Genomic DNA, 17,746 nt, shown 5'->3' with positions numbered 1-17,746 from the left:
TGGAGGGTTGCCCGCCGGAAATCTCAGGGGGCAACCCTCCACCTCAGTAGGCAAGTCGCGGAGTGCGAGGATATGGGCATGCGGGAACTGACGGGGCAGGTGGTGCAGCGGCTGCGTACGGCGTTCGCCGGGGCGGGGTACACCGTGGAAGGGGTTGCGGAGCGGCTCGGCGTACAGGCGAACGGGGCGTTGGCGCGGAACGAGACTGCGGCGGCAGCGCGTCGTACGGCGTCGGGTGATGCGCTCGACACGATGATCCGTCTGTTCCTGCTCCAGCGGGCGGTTCCGGAAAGCCTTGTAGAGCAGGCGTTTCCGGGGATCGATCTGATTGCCCTAGGCATCGCAGAGCGTGGTGGGGACGAGGTGCGGGCGGTGCTGGACATCAGGCCGTTTGCGGAGGATGGGCGGGACTGGTGGGTGGTGGCGGACCTCACGCCGGGGCTCGACGGGCGGCGGGAGGCGATGCGGTCGGACTATGTGCTCGGCATCGCGCCGGCCAGCCTCAGCCTCATCCACCTGACCGTCCCGATCAAGGCTGATCGGGCGCTCGACATCGGCACCGGATGTGGTATTCAGTCGCTGCATCTCGCGGACCACGTCAACCAGCTCACAGCAACCGACGTCAACCCGCGCGCCCTTCAACTCGCCAGAGCGACGGCCGCGCTCAACCACATCGACCTCGATCTCCGCAACGGCAGTCTGTACGAGCCCGTCCGGGGCGAGCGTTTCGACCTGATCGTCAGCAACCCGCCGTACGTGATCTCCCCGCCCGGCGGCGATCTCACCTACCGCGAGACCGAGTTCACCGGCGACGCCGTGGTCGAGCAGCTCGTCCGCCAGGCACCGGACCACCTGACCGACGGCGGATGGTGCCAACTGCTCGCCAACTGGACCTGTGTCCGCGGCGAGGACTGGCAGGACCGCATCGCCGCCTGGACGGGCGACCGCTCGGCCTGGGCGGTCCAGCGCGAGCAACTCGACCCGTCCGAGTACGTCGAGCTCTGGCTCCGCGACGCCGGTCTGCACGGCACACCGCAGTACACCACCAGGTACGACGAATGGATGCGCTACCTCGAAGAGCACAACGTCGAGGCGATCGGCATGGGCTGGATCACGCTGCACAACGTCGAAGGATCCCTGGCCGCGGAGGCCTGGCCGTACGAGATCGAGCGCCCGATCGGCCCGCACGTCCTCCACCGCTTCGAACGCCTCGAAGGCCTCCCGGCCGACCTCACCGCTCTGCACCTGCACGTAGCCGACGACGTCATCCAGGAGACCACCGGGCAGCCAGGAGCCGAGGACCCGGCCACGATCGTGCTCCGACGGCAGCGCGGCATGCGGAGGGCCGAGCAGGTCGACACCGTGATGGCCGGCTTCGTCGGCGCCTGCGACGGCGACCTGAGCACCGGACAGATCCTCGCAGCGCTGGCGGACCTCATGGACCGCCCAGTGGTCGACGTACTCGCCGACTACCTCCCACAGATCAGAAACCTCGTAATAGAAGGCTTCCTAACCTACTGAGCGGCGCGCCGGCGTCGGCGCTTCTCGGCGTACATGCGCCGATCCGCCTCCTTCAGCAGCTCCGCAACCGCCGTACCGTCCGTGCTGCTTGCCTGCCCGACACTCAATCGCAGCAGCGCGAACCAGGGCTCCTCCGCCCGCTCCGCCTCACGATCCGCCGCGGACTTGATCCGCTCGACCAGCTCAGGCGCACCACGCTCGTCCGGGTTGTCGAGTACGACGACGAACTCGTCCCCGCCCGCGCGCGCGACGACGTCCTCCGCGCGGCACTGCTCGGTCAGCAGTGTCCCGACCCGCCGCAGCACCTCGTCGCCGCTGGCGTGCCCGTAGCTGTCGTTGATGACCTTCAGGTTGTCCACGTCGATCGCGATCACCGCGATCGAGCGGCCGGAGTCCTGCGCCACCGACATCCGCTCGTCGAGCGCACGCCGATTCCCCACGCCGGTCAGCGGATCCTCACGCGCAGCGCGCCACTCGGCATCGTGGCGGATCGAGAGCTCGTGGTTGGCCAGTGCGCTCCGTACGGCGTACAACCCACGCAACCGCTCCGCCCACCAGCCCCGGCTGATCGCCCGCGCGTACTGCAGCCCGGAGGACGCACCAGTGTCCCCGGACTCCGCACTGATCTGTACGGCGGTGTGCCGGACCAACGCCTCCACGGGCGGATCGGACGTCGGCGGCAGGTCACTCGCCGCCCGGTCCGCGGCGTCCATCGCCTCACCGATCCGGTCGCACTCCAGGTACGCCTTGGCCAGGTACGCGCCCGCGATCGCAGCCAGCTCGAGATCACCGAGCTTGGCCAGCTGGTCGCGGCAGTCCTTCAGGATCACGGCCGCCTCGCCCGCGTCCGCGCTGTCGTTGCTCGCCGCGAGCCACATCCGCCCGGCCATCGGCCAGTACCCGAGCAGGTCGGCGGCGAGGATCACCTCGACCGCCTCGCCGGCCCAGCGGTGTGCGGCGCGCCGACGTTCCTTGATCTCCTCGTCGTACGACGTGTCGCCGAGCCGCTCGAGCTCGTGGGCCCAGCGCAGGTTCGACTCCGCGAGGTTCAGCCGGTTGATCGCCGGCGCCTCGGGCAGGCCGAGCGGGTCGTGGTCGCCCTCGGCGGCGAGCTCGAAGTGCGGGATGCACAGCTCGTACAGCCGAAGCAGGTCGTACGCGTAGCCGAGGCCGGTGTGCGCCCAGCCTGCCAGGCCGAGGTCGCGGGTCCGGGACAGCGCGTTCTCCGCGGCGACCAGATCGGCGACCGAGTCACCGCCCTCGCCGGTCCGGATCAGCGTGACGATCCGGAGCGCGATCGCGTTCGCCTCCCAGCCCGGCTCGTCGATCGCGCGGGCCACCCGGATGCAACTGTCGACTGCGTCCAGCGCCTCGACCGAGTCGGTGGCGTGATGCGCCGCGACGGCTCGCACGTACTCCGCGGCGGCCCGCTCGTGGGTGGGCTCCGGGCCCAGCTCGGCGAGCAACGCGTTCAGCTCGAGCGCCGCCTCGGCCGGATTGCCCGACTGTGCCCGCGTCATCGCCGCCGCGATCCGCGTCGTCACCCCGGACGTCTCCCGCACCACACCTCCCACCCTTCGTCACTTCTTGCGGCGCTTCTCCCGGTACAGACGCTCGTCCGCCCGGGAGATCAACTGCTCCACGGCGATTCCTTCGGCGGTTGCGGCGTACCCGAGGCTCAACCCGACCCGGCGCAGCCACGGTGTGTCCGTCGTCGCCGCGATCGCCTCGACGGCCACCCGGATCCGCTCGGCCAGCTGGGCACCGCCCTTGGCGTCCGGCTGGTCGAGCACCACGAAGAACTCGTCGCCACCTGATCGAATCACGGCATCGGTCGCTCGCGCCTGTTCTACCAGGAGATTTGCAACAACCTGCAGCAATTCGTCCCCGCAGGCGTGGCCGAACGTGTCGTTGACGAGCTTCAGATCGTCCACGTCGATCGCGAGCAACGTCACCGCCCGGCCCGAGTCCCGGGCCGCGGTCAGCCGCTCGTCCAGCGCGCGGCGATTCCCCACCCCGGTCAGCGGATCCTGCCGCGCCGCGTGCCACTCGGCGTCGTGCCGGGCCGGCAGGTCGTGCGCGGCAAGCGCATGCCGTACGGCGTTCAGCGCGCGCTGCCGCTCCTTCCACCACCCCCGCGCCACCGATCGCGCGTAGGCCAGGCCCGCCAGGGCACCCGCCGTACCGTCGACCGCCTCGACCTCCGAACGGGTCTGCAGCACCAGGACGTGGGTCGATGGGTCGGCCAACGGAAGCAGGTCGTCGGCCGCCCGGTCCGCCGCGACCTTGGCCTCCTCGGACTTCCCCTGCGCCTGCAGGGCCCGGGCCAGGTAGGCGCCGGCGATCGCGAGCCGCTCGGTCTCGCCGAGCTTGCTGATCTCGTCGCGGATCTCGGTCAGGTCGGCGACCGCCTGGTCCGGGTTCGCGGCGGTCGCGGCGGCGGCGATCCACAGCCGGGCGCTGAGTTTCCAGAACTCCTGGGTCTCGTCGTCGACCACCACCCGCTCGGCCTCGCGCGCCCAGTACGCCGCCGACGCCAGGCGCTCCTCGATCTCCCTTGTATACAAAGGATCACCGAGGCGTTCGAGTTCGTGCGCCCAGCGCAGGTGCGTCTCGGCGAGGTTCAGCCGGTCGATCGCCTGCGACTCCGCCAGCTCGAAGACATCGGCGTCCAGTTGGGTGGCGAGCTCGTAATGCGGAATGCACAGTTCGAAAAGCCGCAGGACGTCGTACGCGTAGCCGAGGCCGGTGTGCGCCCAGGCGGTCAGGCCGGGGTCCCTGGTGCGGTTCAAGGCTGCTTCAGCGGCGACCAGGTCGTTGACCGTGTCGCCGCCACGGCCGCTGCGGGCGAGGTTGATGATGCGGATCGGCAGGGCGTTCGCTTCCCAGCCCGGTTCGTCGATCGCGCGGGCGATCTCGATACACGCATCGACCGCTCTGAGTGCCTCGTCGGCGTCACTGGCATGGTGGGCCGTCACACCCCGGACGTACTCCGCGGCCGCCAACGTGTAGCTCGGCACTCCGCCCAGCTCGGCCCGGACTGCCTCGATCTCCGCAGCCGCCGTCGCATGCCCACCCGACTGGGCCGCGGTCATCGCGGCGGCGATCCGTGCGGTCAGCGCGTCGTCCGCCGCCATCTCGCCATTCCCCATACCGCGACGGCCTTTCCCTGTTCCGTCACCCGCACCTCGGGCCGGACCGCCCATTGTGACCACCCACCCCCGGTCCTGTCACGACCCGATCCAGCCAACGACCACCTAGTGCCACAAGAACCGCACTCGGCGTACAGATTTTCTCTTTGTTTGCGTTGACCCCGGGGACAGGGTTTTACGGTTCGGCGATGAGATTCGCGGTGAGTTACAGCACGCCGGCGTACGGGATGGATCCGGAGCGGCTGGTCAGGTTCGCGCGGCGCGCGGAGGAGTGCGGGTTCGAGGGGTTGTACGTGCCGGAACACATGGCGCTGTATCGCGGCGCCACCTTCGGCGGGTACGAGATGCCGACCGACCTGCCGTACGGCGATCCGCTCGAGCTGCTCGGGTTCGTGGCGGCGTCCACGGAACGGCTCCTGCTCGGGACTGCGGTGCTGTTGCTGCCGTACCACCACCCGGTGGTGCTGGCGAAGCGGCTGGCGACCCTCGACGTACTGTCGAAGGGGCGGATGCGTTTGCTGACCGTCGGCGTGGGCAGTCTGCCGGGGGAAGCTCGGGTGGTGGGTGTGGACTTCGCGTCCCGCGGACGACGTACGGACGAGGCAATCGACGTACTGCGGCTGCTGTGGTCGGGGGATCGCGTCAGCTACTCGGGCGAGTTCTTCGAGTTCGAGGACCTGAGCAGCTTCCCGCATCCGCTGGCGCCCCTGCCGATCCACATCGGCGGCTCCAGCCGCGCGGCCGCCCGCCGCGCAGGCACCCGGGGCGACGGGTACTTCCCAGGCGGCGCGCTGACCCCGGCCGAACGCGCGGCCCAATGGAAGCTGGCCACGTCGACCCGCCCCAACCTCGAGTACAGCCGCTGGGCCTCCATCGACCTAACACCAGAAGCCGCAGCAACCTACGAGTCCCAAGGCGTCACCCGCCTGGTAGTGACCACCCCAGACCTGGACGAACTGACCCAGTTCGCCGAACGGTTCCAGCTGACCTAACCCACGGGTCAGCCGGCGACCTGTTCGGCGGGGGATGCGTGGAGGCGGACCGGTAGGGACTCGACGCCGTACACGATCGAGAAGTCGCGGAAGCGGAGCTGCTCCTCGGGGACGGCCAGCGACAGGTCCGGGAAGCGGTGCGCGAGGGCGGTGAACGCCGCGCGGAGCTCCATCCGGGCCAGTTCGGCGCCGACGCACCGGTGCATGCCGTGTCCGAACGCGAGATGCGCGGACGACACCGTACGGCGTGGGTAGAAGTCCTCGGCGTCCGCGCCGAAGACCTTCTTGTCCCGATCCGCGCCGGACAGCGACACCGCGACCAGATCGCCCTTCTTCACCTGCTGACCGAACAGCTCCTGGTCGTGCCGGGCGAACCGCGGGAACGCGACCTGCACCACGGTCAGGTACCGCAGCAGCTCCTCGACGATCACGTCGACCGCACCCGGCTCGTTGCGGATCCGCTCGAAGTTCGACGGGTCGCGCAACAGCACCAGCGTGCCCAGCGCCAGCATGCTCGCGGACGTCTCGTACCCGCCCAGGAACACCCCGTCCGCCAGCCCGCCGAGCTCGATGTCGTCGAGGTCGTCACCCTGCTCGCGGATGATCGACCCGATCAGCCCGTCGCCGGGGTTCTCCCGCTGCTTGCGGACGATCTCGAACAGGAAGTCCCGCGACTCCGACGCCGACCCGAACACCCCGATCCCGCCGCCGGACAGGTCGAACCGGGCAGGCCCGAGCGCACGGAAGCGATCGCGGTCGGACTCCTCGACACCGAGCAGGTCCGCGATCAGCAGGAACGGCACGTTGAAGGCGAAGTCCGCGACGATGTCGGCGACCGGGCCCTTGGCCTCCATCAGGTCCAGCTGGTCGTTGACGATCTTCTCGATCGCCGGCTCCAGCCGGGCCAGCTTGCGCTTGGTGAACTCAGGCGTCAGCAGCTTCCGCAGCCGGGTGTGGTCCGGCGGATCGGTGAACCCGAGACCCCCGATGCCCTCGGACGGCTTGTTCGGGTCCGAGCCGACCAGCGGCCGGATGTCGTTGCTGAAGTTCGTGCTGTCGGCGAGCACTGCCTTCGCCTCGGCATGACCGCTCACGACGAAGACGTTCAGCCCGAACAGATGAGCCAGTTTGTGCACCGGCTCGGTCTCGCGCACCTGGGCCAGCTCCGGGACCGGATCGAGCCCCTCGCGGCGCAACGGCATCGAGACCTGGCGCGGGAACATCCGCATCTTCGACAGGTCGAGGCCACCCTTGCGGGTGGTCCTGTTGAGAATGCGGTTGCCCACCCATCTCTTCAGGTATGTCGCAACCATGACTTCCACGCGCCCTCTCTGAAACCCGCTGCCCCCAGCGGCTGTGTAAGTCAAAGCTAACCTCGCCGGGGACCAGATCTGATGGTGTTGGCACTACTCCGGTAGTGGCGTTGGCTCCACCATGGGAGGGGGCCATGGCGTGCCAGCAGAGACCTTGTCACGGACCGAGCCTCCACTGCCACCTGAAACCACCTGTACTCCGCCCTGGACTACGACGTGCCGTTCCTCGGGGAGGATTCAGGGAAAGTCCAGACGAAAGTCGGATGCGTCGTACCCCTGCAGGTAGTTGCCGCCGACCACTTCAGGCTCAGAGATAGTACGGCGTGACGATCCGGAGCACGTCCGCGAGCTTTGTCTTGACCTGATCGGCCTGCGGAATCGGTGTGAGTTTCTTCGCATCCCCGACCCGCAGACCGTGGTCGGCGAGCACGTACAGCACCCGCAGCGTGCGGATCGTGTTCGTCACCTCGGGCGTGATCCCTTCGGCCGGCGGGTTCGACAGTTGCCGGATCGCCGGGTCCAGCCAGTCGGTCGCGTCGCTGCCGGTGAGGTCGTCGCGCGTCAGCGTCGCCGCGAGCGCGTACCCGAGCCGGTCGTCCTCCATGTCCCGCAGCACGTACGGCGTCGGGGTCAGCAACCGCCCGATCCCGAGCCGCAGCATCTGCACCGGCTCCACCGCCGCGTGCTGCCCGAGCGCCCCGAGCAGATCCGCGCCGTGCGCCACCGCGTGCAACCAGCCGAGCTTCTCGTCGTACCCCCGCAGGTCCTCCTCGGCGACGTACCAGCGCTCGAACGGCGGCACCCAGCTCGGTTCGAAGACGCCGGCCGTCACGATCGAGTCCAGGATCAGCGGAGCGAACGTCCGCGCCTGGATCTCCGGGTCGGTGAACCGCGGCACCATCTCGTCGCCGAGCGCCCGCAGCTCGTCCGTCGACAGCACGCCGCGCCCGATCCAGGTCGCCAACACGGAGTACGCCTGCCGGTCCCGCACGACGGGATCCGGTGACCGCAGCATCCCTACCAGCTCGGCCACCATCTCGCCCACCGGCCGACCTCCCGGAACCTCGAACCCCGCATCCCGCACCTGCGCCCAGTCCGTCATGCGCGGCACCGTAATGCGTCGGCGGGCCACGCGGCCAGGCCGGAATAAGGACGGGAAACGGCCCGTGGTTCATCCGGAGACCGGATGCACCACGGGCCGTCGCGACCAGGACCCCTCAGCCCGGCCGGGCCCCTGCCCCGGTCAGGGGCCCCTCAACCGCTGACCGGGGTGGACTTGTCAGGCGTCGCGCTTGCTCGCCGACACCAGGGCGATCGTCATCAGCGCCGCCGCCCAGCCGGCGAAGTACAGCAAGGCCCACCACGGACTCAGTGCATAGTCACCCTGCTGACCGGCGAGACCGAAGTCCTGGCCCTGGTTCATGAACGAGACGGCGTTCTGGAACGGCGACCACATCGACAGGTCGTCGCCGACCTTGGGGATCAAATTGAGCAGGTTCTCGACCAGCAGCGGCCAGAGGATCAGGATCGCGATCGCCCCGGCACTCTGCCGGATCAGGATGCCGACCGCGACCGCGATCACCGCGGAGATCGCGAACACCAGGCCCTTACCGGCCAGCAGCCGCCACTCGGCGCCGGTGTCGATCGCCAGGTCCGCGTTGCTCGCGAAAAGGCTGCCGATCCCCCAGGCGCCGAAGGACGCGATCAGGCCGATGACGCCGGCCAGGAACGCAACCACCGCGGTCTTGCCGAGCAGCAGCGCGGCGCGCTGCGGAACGGCCTGGAAGCTGGTCCGGATGGTGCCGAACCGGTACTCCGTGGTGACGGCCAGCGCGGCCATCACCATCATCACCATCTGGCTCAGCTGCGCGCCAGGCTGGGTGATGAAGATGGTCGCCTGCTGCTCGTCGGCGCCCTTCAGGAAGCCGGTCGTCAAGGCCGCGAACCCGACGGTCAGCACGGCCGCGATGATCATGCACCACCACGGTGAGCGGGTGGAGAAGAGTTTGATGCGTTCGACAGCGATCACCGACATGTCAGTTGTCCTCCTTCGGACCCGCGGCCACCTCGGCGGCGTCGGGTGCGTCGAGCGAGGTCACAGCGGCGATCTCCTCGTGCGCGTGGTACTCGACCGAATCACCGGTCATCTGCATGAATGCCTGCTCCAGCGAACCGCGCTGCAGCGTCAGCTCGTGCAGCACGATGCCGTGCGCGGCGGCGGCCTCGCCGATCTGGTCGGTGGTCAGGTCGCCTTCGACGAACAGCACCTTGCCCTGGTCCTCGACGTCCTCGATCCGGGTGGTCAGGTGCTGCTGGTTCAGCACGCCGGCGAACTGGTCGAGCTGCGGCGTCCGCACCTTCACCGTCGTACCGCTGGCGCGATCGACGAACTCCTGGGTGGTGCTCTGCGCGATCAGCTTGCCGCGGCCGATGACGACCAGGTCCTCGGCGGTGAGCGCCATCTCGGACAGCAGGTGGCTGGAGACCAGCACGGTGCGGCCCTCGTCGGCCAGCCGGTGCATGAAGGTCCGGATCCAGACGATGCCCTCCGGGTCGAGACCGTTCACCGGCTCGTCGAACAGCAGCACCTCCGGGTCGCCGAGCAGCGCGCCGGCGATACCGAGCCGCTGGGACATGCCCAGCGAGAAGGCGCCGGCCCGCTTGTTCGCGACCGACGTCAGGCCGACCATGTCGAGCGCCTTGTCGACCGATGACTTCGGCAACTTGTTGGACGCGGCCATCCACATCAGGTGGGACCGCGCCGAGCGGTTCGGGTGCACCCACTTGGCGTCCAGCAACGCGCCGACCTTGGTCAGCGGCCGGTGCAGGTCGCGGTACCGCTGTCCGTCGATGGTGACTTCGCCGGACGTCGGGGTGTCGAGTCCGAGGATCATCCGCATGGTGGTGGACTTGCCGGCCCCGTTCGGGCCCAGGAAGCCGGTCACCCTGCCGGGTTTCACCTCGAAAGACAGGTTGTCAACGGCAACTGTTGCGCCGTATCGCTTGGTGAGGCCTTTTGCCTCGATCATCGCCGTGCTCCTCGTTCGCCTGCGTGAAGTGTCCCCGGTCGGGCGGGTTGTGTCGTGATGAGATCAGTATCGAGGCCGGACGGGTGCCGGGCATCGGACCCCGGGCGGATCCGGTGTGTCCACCCCTGGGTTGATTCTGCCGCCGGTCCGCGGGCGGCTGCTATCGGTTATGCCCCTGACCACAACCCCGACGATCCCCCATGCGGAGGGTCCCGCACATCAGCCGAAAGTCGACGTACGACGTACTTCGGTCTGGAAGTGACTACCAGAAGGTCAGTCCAGCGGAACGCCGTAGAGCACGAGGTTCTCGCTGTAGCGGTGCGCCGTACGGTCGTACGAACCCGTGCAGGTCACCAACGCCAACCGGGGCTTCGCTGCACCGTGGAACAGGTCGGCGGGCAGGGCCTCCTGCTTATAGGTACGGCGCGCAACGATGCGGTACCAGTGCTCGCCGCCGTCTCCACCCGTCACCGCGACCCTGGCGCCGACCGGTACGCCGGAGAGCGCTGCGAAGACCCCGCGCCCGCGAGTGGTGTCCACATGACCCGCGAGCAGCACTGTGCCACCAACAGAGCCTGGCGCCGCACCTGCGGCCCACCAACCCACGTCAGCGGCCGACTTGGGTACCTCCAGCCGACCGTCGCCGCCGGCAGCAACCGGCTGCACCGAGGCCTCCAGCACACCGGGCAGTTTCAGACGGACAGGCGGTACGGCGGCCTCTCGGTCCGCGGTCGACTTACCCGCATCCGGGACCTTTCCAGTGTTGGCGGGCTGGCCTCCGAACATCATCACGAGACCCGCCGCGAGTGCTGCGATCCCCAGGACGCGTCGCTTCAGCGAGATCGACTTGCCGACCAGAAGCAGCACCACTCCGATACCCATGAGGATCAGTGCGGCCCTGGTACGGGCAAGGTTGGCTTCGGCCTGCTGGCCGCCCTCTCCAGTCGGCACCACCGGGGTGGTGGTCCCGACGCGACAGGTACCCGTGATCGAGCGCTGGTGCATCTGGATGACCGGCTTGGCGCCGTCGGCCAGTGCCTCGACGGCAGGCGACGCACTGATCGGCAGCTCGCCTTCTACCAGCGCCAGATACTGCTGGTGCTCCTGACGCTGGAAGGCCAGCCACGCGGCGTCGTACGCCGTGGTGCCGGCCTTGGCCGCAAGTGCGTCGAGCTGACGACGCTGAGCCGCCGAGGGTGCCGTCGGCAGCAGAATATTGAGCCGCGTGGCGACGTCGAGCTCCTGTGCGGAAAGCTTGCGATGGTCACGTTCCAGCTGGGCGGCGACCCGCCGTACGCAGGAGGTGCGGCCCTTGGCCGCCGCCGTGTGGGCGGACTCGCTGATGGTCAGGTTGAGCTGGTGGGCGGCGTTGAGATAGGAGACATCCGGTTGCGGTGTCGCCGCGTTCGCCGGCGGCAGCATTGCCAGAACGCCCGCCGCAACGAGAAGCAGCAGCGCGGACACCCGGGCAATCCTCACACCATGACAGTAAGTGAGCGGACGGTTCGGGTCCAGACATACGGAACGGCCCGCCGGTCGGAACCGGCGGGCCGTCTCGGCAGATCCTGCGATCAGGCTGCGGCGTTCACCTCGGCCGGAGTGTCGGAGATGACCGACTCCCGGCGCTTGGAGACGTACACGGCCGCGGCCAGGATCACCACGGCGACGACCGCGATGACGATCCGCAGCGGCGTGTTGGTGTCGTCGCCGATCGACGACATCCCCACCACGGCCGGCGCGATCAGCACCGAGACCAGGTTCATCACCTTGATCAGCGGGTTGATGGCGGGACCGGCGGTGTCCTTGAACGGGTCACCGACGGTGTCACCGATGACGGTGGCCTCGTGCGCGGGCGAGCCCTTGCCGCCGTGGTTGCCGTCCTCGACCAGCTTCTTGGCGTTGTCCCAGGCACCACCGGAGTTGGCCAGGAAGACCGCCATCAGCGTGCCGGAGCCGATCGCACCGGCCAGGTAGCCGGCCAGCGCCGCGGCGCCGAGACCGAAGCCCACGGCGATCGGCGCGGTCAGCGCGAGCAGACCCGGGGTGGCCAGCTCCCGCAGCGAGTCGCGGGTGCAGATGTCCACCACCTTGCCGTACTCCGGCTTGCCCGTGCCCTCCATGATCCCGGGGATGTCGCGGAACTGGCGACGTACCTCGTAGACGACCGCACCGGCGGCGCGGCCGACGGCGTTGATCGCGAGACCGGAGAACATGAACACGACCGCGGCACCGAGGATCAGGCCGACCAGCGTGCCCGGGTTGAACACCAGCGCGTCCGCCTCGAACTTGGCGTAGTTCTCGGCCAGCGAGGTGCGGATCGCGTCGGTGTACGAACCGAACAGCGCGGTCGCGGCCAGTACGGCGGTCGCGATCGCGATGCCCTTCGTGATGGCCTTCGTGGTGTTGCCGACGGCGTCCAGCTCGGTGAGGATCTGGGCCGCCTCGCCGTCCACGTCACCGGACATCTCCGCGATGCCCTGCGCGTTGTCGGAGACCGGGCCGAAGGTGTCCATCGCGACGATGACGCCGACGGTGGTCAGCAGACCGCAACCGGCGAGCGCGATCGCGAACAGCGCGACCACACCGGTGCCACCCACCAGGAAGGCGCCGTACACGGCCGCCGCGATCACCACGGCGGTGTAGACGGCGGACTCGAAGCCGACCGAGATACCGGACAGGATCACGGTCGCGGCACCGGTCAGCGACGACTTGCCGACGTCCTTGACCGGCTTGTCCTCGGTGCCGGTGAAGTAGCCGGTCAGCGCCAGGATGATCGCCGCCAGCACGATGCCGATGAGGACCGAGAAGGTCGCGATCAGCCGCGGGTCGCCGTCGTGCGCGGCGATCGCCTCGGTCGCGCCGGTGAGGTCCTTGAAGCTGCCCGGCAGGTAGACGAACGCCGCCACCGCACAGAGCACACCGGAGACCACCGCGGAGATGTAGAACGCGCGGTTGATCGTGCGCAGACCGTTCTCGCCGGTCCGCGGGCGGGTCAGGAAGACACCGAGGACCGCGGTGAGCGCGCCGATGGCCGGCACGATCAGCGGGAAGATCAGGCCCTGCTCGCCGAACGCGGCCTTGCCGAGGATCAGCGAGGCCACCAGCATCACGGCGTACGACTCGAACAGGTCGGCCGCCATACCGGCGCAGTCACCGACGTTGTCCCCCACGTTGTCGGCGATCGTCGCGGCGTTCCGCGGGTCGTCCTCGGGGATGTTCTGCTCGACCTTGCCGACCAGGTCGGCGCCGACGTCGGCAGCCTTGGTGAAGATACCGCCGCCGACCCGCATGAACATCGCGAGCATCGCGGCGCCGAAGCCGAAGCCCTCGAGCACCGTCGGGGCGTCACCCTTGAACAGCAGCACGACCAGCGCGGCGCCGAACAGGCCGAAGCCCACGGTCGCCATGCCGACGGTGCCGCCGGTGCGGAACGCGACCCGCATGGCCGGATCGCGGCCCTCGTCCCGCGCGGCCGCGGCCACCCGGACGTTGGCGCGCGTCGCGAGCCACATGCCCAGGTAGCCGATCGCGGCGGAGAAGCCCGCGCCGACCAGGAAGAACACAGAGCGGAAGATCTTCAGCGTGGTCTCGTTGCCGCCGTCGGTGTGCGCCGGCAGCAGGAACAGCAGCAGGAACGCGACCACGGCGAAGATCGACAATGTCCGGAACTGCCGGTTCAGGTACGCCGAGGCGCCTTCCTGAACCGCCGCGGCGATCGTTTTCATGTTCTCGGTGCCATCGTTCGCGGCAAGCACCTGGCCCCGGAAGACCATCGCGATGACGACCGCGAGAATCGCGATCACCCCGACGACGATCACCAGTGTGGTGTTGCTCGACGAAAGATCCACCGCTTGTGGAGCAAGCAGCGCGGACATCCGTCCTCCTTGTAGGCAACCCATCCAGGCTTGACGGCCCCCGTCTGCCGCAACCGAAGGGTTGGGGAAATACGACACAGCGCCAGTGGCCTGGCGCGGTGGGTTACTCTAACGGGTTCCCGACCAGACCTGACGACAGGGTGGTCTACGCCATACCCGGCCGACCCGGCAAGACCTGCGCCGGAACCTGGGCGCAACGTTCACCGAACGTAGTGAGGTGGACCCGTTTCGCTGTGATCAGATCGCCGAGGCGACGTCCGGGTGGATGTCGAAGACCTTGGTCAGGCCGGTGATCCGGAAGATCTTCAGCAGCCGTTCCTGGGTACAGACCAGGGACAGGGATCCGTCGTGGGTGCGCACCCGTTTCAGTCCGCCGACGAGAACGCCGAGGCCGGTGGAGTCCAGGAACTCCACGCGTTCCAGGTCGATGACCAGGTCGTAGACCCCTTCGTCGACGAGCGCGGCGATCTTCTCGCGGAGCTTCGGTGCGGTGTAGACGTCGATCTCCCCCGCAACCTCGATGACGGTGCGCCCGCCCTCGGCGCGCGCGGTCAGCGACAGATCCACTTCGGCCTCCGATCCCGTGAACTGCTGCATTCAACCATGTACGGACCGTGAGTGAGACCCGTTGCCGAAAACTCTTTCATCTCGCCCACCCGAAGTCGATTCCCGTCCCGAAAAAGCGCGTGCATCCGACCGTGCAGCTCTCAGCTGGTCCTCAGCGAGCAAGTGTCCATGCCAGGGCCTAAGGTGCCGGTATGCGTGCAGGTGGTGAGGCGGCTGCCGTCCTGAAGCGCCTGGCCGCCGGTCGCGACGACCGGCTGACGCATGTCGAGTCGGTGCCGCCGCGCGTGGGACAAACGTGTGACTGGCCGCGCTGGGTCCCGCCCGAGGTCCTCGACCAGCTGCGGGACGCCGGCATCACGGCCCCTTGGACTCACCAGGTGGCGACGGCCGAGGCGGCGTACGCCGGGAAACACGTGGTCGTCGCGACCGGGACGGCGTCCGGCAAGTCGCTCGGGTACCTGCTGCCGGCCTTCGCCACGTTGAGCATCGCGCAGGCGGCCTCACCACACCGCCGTACCGCCTCTGTGTTGTACCTGTCTCCGACCAAGGCGCTCGCGCACGATCAGCTCCGCGCGGTCTCGGCGTACTCCGTGCCCGGTCTGCGGGCCACGACGCTGGACGGCGACTCGGAGCGGACCGAGCGCGACTGGGCACGCGACTACGCGACGTACGTGCTCAGCAACCCGGACATGCTGCACCGGTCGGTCCTGCCGAACCATCAACGCTGGGCGCGCTTCCTGGGCTGCCTGCAGTACGTCGTGGTTGACGAGTGCCACCACTACCGCGGCGTCTTCGGTGCGCATGTCGCCGGCGTACTGCGGCGGCTGCGTCGGGTGTGCGCGCAGTACGGGGCGCATCCGATCTTTGTCTGCGCCTCGGCGACCGTGGCCGAGCCGGCGGTGTCAGGTGAGCGCCTGACCGGGCTGCCGATGGTGGAGGTGGTCGAGGACGGCTCTCCGCGCGGCGGCATCGCGTTCGGCCTGTGGGAGCCGCCTCTGACCTCTTTGCACGGCGAGAACGGCGCACCGGTACGCCGGTCCGCCACAGCCGAGGTGGCCGACCTCCTGACCGATCTGGTCGTCACAGGTGTCCGTACGGTCGCCTTCGTCCGGTCGCGGCGTGGAGCCGAGTCGGTCGCGATGACGGCCCGGGAGAACCTGGCCGAGGTCGACCCGACACTGATCGACCAGGTGTCGGCGTACCGCGCCGGCTACCTACCTGAGGAACGCCGGCGGCTCGAGGGCATGCTGCAGAGCGGTGAGCTCACGGGAGTCGCGGCAACGAACGCTCTCGAGCTGGGCATCGACATTGCGGGGCTGGACGCCGTACTGCTCTCTGGCTGGCCAGGCACACGCGCGTCGCTCTGGCAGCAGGCTGGACGCGCAGGCCGGGCCGGTGGGGACGCGGTGGCGCTGCTGATCGCACGGGACGACCCGCTGGACACCTACCTGGTGCGACATCCGGCCGCGATCTTCGGGCGCCCGGTGGAGGCTACGGTCTTCAACCCGGAGAACCCGTACGTGCTCGGGCCTCAGCTGTGTGCCGCGGCGCAAGAGCTGCCGCTGACTCCCGACGACTTCGAGGTGTTCGGCGAGACGACGGCGCAGGTGATCGCCCAGCTCGTGCGGCAGGGCGCGCTGCGCGAACGGCCGCACGGGTGGTTCTGGACGCGCCGCGAGCGAGCCGTCGATGCCATCGACATCCGGTCGGCCGGCGGGAAGACGGTGCAGATCGTCGAGGACCAGACCGGCCGTCTGCTCGGCACGGTCGACGGCGGCTCGGCCCATGCATCGGTCCACGAGGGCGCCGTCTACGTCCATGCGGGTGAGTCCTACCTGGTGCGCTCGCTCGACCTCGAGGAGCACGCCGCAGTCGTCGAGCCGGCCTCCCCGGACTACACGACCTTCGCGCGGGACGTCACCGAGATCAGCATCCTCGCGACCGAGGAGACGTGCTCGTGGGGTACGGCGGAGTTGTCGCGCGGCTGGGTCCAGGTGACGAGCCAGGTCATCTCGTACCAGCGCAAGCTGATCGCGACCGGCGACGTACTCGACGAACAGCCGCTCGACCTTCCGGAGCGCACCCTGCGAACCAAGGCCGTGTGGTGGACCATGCCTGACACCGTCGTCGAGAGCCTCGGGCTGGAAGACGTGCCGGGAGCGGCGCACGCCGCCGAGCACGCGTCGATCGGCCTACTCCCACTCTTCGCCACCTGCGACCGCTGGGACATCGGCGGCGTCTCTACCGCCCGCCACGCCGACACCGGCCGACTGACGGTCTTCGTGTACGACGGCCACCCCGGCGGGGCCGGCTTCGCCGAACACGGGTACGCCGCGGCGCGCGAGTGGTTGACGGCGACACGCGAGGCGATTGCACACTGTGAATGTACGGATGGATGCCCGTCGTGCGTACAGTCACCCAAGTGTGGGAACCAGAACAACCCACTCGACAAGAGCGGCGCGGTGGCGCTGCTCTCCGCACTGTTAAGCAGTGAGGCCTGAAGGGCCGGCTCTGGGCCGGCAGATAGGCGGGTCGCCATGGCCGTTCTCGGAATCGTCCTGATCGTGCTGGTCGTGCTGTTCGGGTTGGGCGTCTCGGTCTCGTCGAGCGCTTCCACCAAGCTGGAGGTCTTCGGCGTCGACTTCGGCGTCTCGGTGCCGACCGTGTTCTTCCTCGGCGCGGTCACCGGCGCCGCCCTCGTCGTCGCCCTGTGGCTGCTGAAGAAGGGCCTCGGGCGAGGCCTGCGCCGCCGCAAGGAGATGCGCGAACTGCGCGCCCAGGCGACGAACGGCACCCCTGCGGTGACTTCGACTGCGCCCAGTGACAAGGTCGGAGGCGAGATCACGCAGAGTGATGCGTCCGCCGACCTCCCCGCCGGCACCGGCAGCACCCGCGACGCCCCTGCCGACGAGCGCCTCGCCACCGAGCAGGAGCTGGCGCCGGACCCCAAGGACACCAAACAGCACCACTGACCACTCAGTTGCCTAGGGCATCAACCATGCACTGACGATGACCGGCATCCCACTGGATTGCCGTAAGATCTCGAACGACTCACAGCCTCCGCACGGCGACCACACAGCGGGCCGACGGCTCGGTGTAGATGCCTTGCGCAACGAACTTGGCCTGGCAGTTAGTTGCCATTGGCATCAAGTTTCGCGGAATCGGCATAACCCCCTCGGTCACACCTGTGCCTTACTGGTTGTGGCGTCAACGTCGCGCTGAGTCACTGCCGGCAAACCCGGCTCGCGCCACGGGGTCCCGACGACCTGACGCCACGAGATGGCACGACCTCTGGAG

13 protein-coding genes are annotated in these 17,746 nt (G+C 68.8%); 4 read left to right on the top strand and 9 right to left on the bottom strand.

Annotated features, from left to right (window positions below):
• The first annotated feature begins 78 nt into the window (after window positions 1-78).
• Window positions 79-1,521 carry a methyltransferase gene (locus tag EV647_RS13210; RefSeq protein WP_166680307.1) on the top strand — a complete coding sequence of 481 codons (1,443 nt, stop codon included), beginning with the start codon at window positions 79-81 and terminating at the stop codon, window positions 1,519-1,521.
• On the opposite strand, the gene EV647_RS13205 is transcribed toward EV647_RS13210, so the two are convergent.
• A complete protein-coding gene (locus tag EV647_RS13205; protein ID WP_238177185.1) occupies window positions 1,515-3,086 on the bottom strand; it encodes a diguanylate cyclase in 1,572 nt (523 codons plus the stop codon). The two genes, EV647_RS13210 and EV647_RS13205, sit on opposite strands and share 7 nt — an antisense overlap.
• 15 nt (window positions 3,087-3,101) lie before the next feature.
• A complete protein-coding gene (locus EV647_RS13200) occupies window positions 3,102-4,673 on the bottom strand; it encodes a diguanylate cyclase (RefSeq protein WP_238177184.1) in 1,572 nt (523 codons plus the stop codon).
• Window positions 4,674-4,861: 188 nt separating this feature from the next.
• Between EV647_RS13200 and EV647_RS13195 the strand changes: the two genes are divergently transcribed.
• The gene (locus EV647_RS13195) at window positions 4,862-5,665 is read left to right on the top strand and encodes a TIGR03619 family F420-dependent LLM class oxidoreductase (protein ID WP_134002546.1); all 804 of its coding nucleotides are present in this window, start codon (window positions 4,862-4,864) and stop codon (window positions 5,663-5,665) included.
• 8 nt (window positions 5,666-5,673) lie between these two features.
• Here EV647_RS13195 and EV647_RS13190 read toward each other — a convergent pair whose 3' ends face one another.
• The 7 genes from EV647_RS13190 to EV647_RS13160 form a co-directional block, all read right to left on the bottom strand.
• On the bottom strand, window positions 5,674-6,951 hold the full coding sequence (locus tag EV647_RS13190) for a cytochrome P450 (RefSeq protein WP_238177183.1): 1,278 nt from the start codon (window positions 6,949-6,951) through the stop codon (window positions 5,674-5,676).
• 334 nt (window positions 6,952-7,285) lie between these two features.
• On the bottom strand, window positions 7,286-8,080 hold the full coding sequence (locus EV647_RS13185) for a DUF2785 domain-containing protein (RefSeq protein WP_134002544.1): 795 nt from the start codon (window positions 8,078-8,080) through the stop codon (window positions 7,286-7,288).
• 177 nt (window positions 8,081-8,257) lie between these two features.
• Window positions 8,258-9,013, bottom strand: a complete 756-nt coding sequence (locus EV647_RS13180) for a hypothetical protein (protein WP_134002542.1) — start codon at window positions 9,011-9,013, stop codon at window positions 8,258-8,260.
• Between the two features lies 1 nt (window position 9,014).
• On the bottom strand, window positions 9,015-10,007 hold the full coding sequence (locus EV647_RS13175; RefSeq protein WP_134002540.1) for an ABC transporter ATP-binding protein: 993 nt from the start codon (window positions 10,005-10,007) through the stop codon (window positions 9,015-9,017).
• Window positions 10,008-10,280: 273 nt separating this feature from the next.
• Entirely contained in the window at window positions 10,281-11,486 is a 1,206-nt protein-coding gene (locus EV647_RS13170; protein WP_134002538.1) for a DUF4142 domain-containing protein, read from the bottom strand.
• A 92-nt stretch (window positions 11,487-11,578) separates the two neighbouring features.
• Window positions 11,579-13,882, bottom strand: coding sequence for a sodium-translocating pyrophosphatase (locus EV647_RS13165; RefSeq protein WP_134002536.1), 2,304 nt, complete (start codon window positions 13,880-13,882; stop codon window positions 11,579-11,581).
• A 237-nt stretch (window positions 13,883-14,119) separates the two neighbouring features.
• Window positions 14,120-14,449 carry an STAS domain-containing protein gene (locus EV647_RS13160; protein WP_130387202.1) on the bottom strand — a complete coding sequence of 110 codons (330 nt, stop codon included), beginning with the start codon at window positions 14,447-14,449 and terminating at the stop codon, window positions 14,120-14,122.
• Between the two features lie 191 nt (window positions 14,450-14,640).
• On the opposite strand from EV647_RS13160, the gene EV647_RS13155 reads away from it, so the two are divergent.
• Together EV647_RS13155 and EV647_RS42520 are read left to right on the top strand one after the other, a co-directional pair.
• Window positions 14,641-16,950 carry a DEAD/DEAH box helicase gene (locus EV647_RS13155; protein ID WP_134002534.1) on the top strand — a complete coding sequence of 770 codons (2,310 nt, stop codon included), beginning with the start codon at window positions 14,641-14,643 and terminating at the stop codon, window positions 16,948-16,950.
• A 36-nt stretch (window positions 16,951-16,986) separates the two neighbouring features.
• Window positions 16,987-17,421, top strand: a complete 435-nt coding sequence (locus EV647_RS42520) for a hypothetical protein (RefSeq protein WP_202876154.1) — start codon at window positions 16,987-16,989, stop codon at window positions 17,419-17,421.
• Window positions 17,422-17,746: the final 325 nt, after the last annotated feature.

Source organism: Kribbella sp. VKM Ac-2566 (assembly GCF_004366005.1).
In the GTDB taxonomy this organism is placed as follows: Bacteria; Actinomycetota; Actinomycetes; order Propionibacteriales; family Kribbellaceae; genus Kribbella; species Kribbella pratensis.
The sequence above is the reverse complement of the archived record's forward strand: the minus strand, read 5'-3'. Positions and strand labels throughout refer to the sequence as shown.